Raw genomic sequence first — 900 nt, 5'->3', positions numbered from 1 at the left:
CAGGACCAGTTCACGGTGACCAGCCAGGACGGCACCGCCACCGGCACGGTCAGCATCACCATCACCGGCAGCAACGACGTGGCGTCGGTGAGCTCGGACTCCAAGTCCGTGACCGAGGCCGACACTGCCGCCGCATTGAACGCCTCGGGCCAGCTCACGATTGTGGATCCCGACACGGGTCAGGCCCACGTCGTGGCCCAGAGCAACGCCCACGGGACCTATGGCGACTTCGGCATCGATGCCAGCGGCGCCTGGAGCTACGCCGGCAACGGCGCCCACGACGAGCTCACCGCGGGCCAGCAGGTCCAGGACCAGTTCACGGTGACCAGCCAGGACGGCACCGCCACCGGCACCGTGACGGTGACCATCACCGGCAGCAACGATGCGGCCACGGTCTCGTCGGACTCGAAGTCCGTGACCGAGGGCGACACCGCGACCGCACTCAACACCTCCGGGCAGCTGACCATCACCGACCCGGATACGGGCGAGGCCCAGGTCGTGGCGCAGAGCAATGTTCATGGCAGCTATGGCGACTTCAGCATCGATGCCAGCGGGGCCTGGAGCTACGCCGGCAACGGCGCCCATGATGAGCTGACCGCGGGCCAGCAGGTCCAGGACCAGTTCACGGTGACCAGCCAGGACGGCACCGCCACCGGCACGGTGACGGTGACCATCACCGGCACCAACGACGTGGCGTCGGTGAGCTCGGACTCGAAGTCCGTGACCGAGGCCGACACTGCCGCGGCCCTCAACACCTCCGGGCAGCTGACCATCACCGACCCGGATACGGGCGAGGCCCAGGTCGTGGCGCAGAGCAATGTTCATGGCAGCTATGGCGACTTCAGCATCGATGCCAGCGGGGCCTGGAGCTACGCCGGCAACGGCGCCCATGATGAGCTG

Annotated in this window: 1 protein-coding gene; it reads left to right on the top strand. The window is 68.0% G+C overall.

Annotated features, from left to right (window positions below):
• Positions 1-15: 15 nt before the first annotated feature.
• A partial coding sequence (locus IVB27_RS14450) for a VCBS domain-containing protein (RefSeq protein WP_247444210.1) occupies positions 16-900 on the top strand: 885 nt, incomplete at its 3' end.

Source organism: Bradyrhizobium sp. 197 (assembly GCF_023073375.1).
In the GTDB taxonomy this organism is placed as follows: Bacteria; Pseudomonadota; Alphaproteobacteria; order Rhizobiales; family Xanthobacteraceae; genus Bradyrhizobium.
The sequence above is the reverse complement of the archived record's forward strand: the minus strand, read 5'-3'. Positions and strand labels throughout refer to the sequence as shown.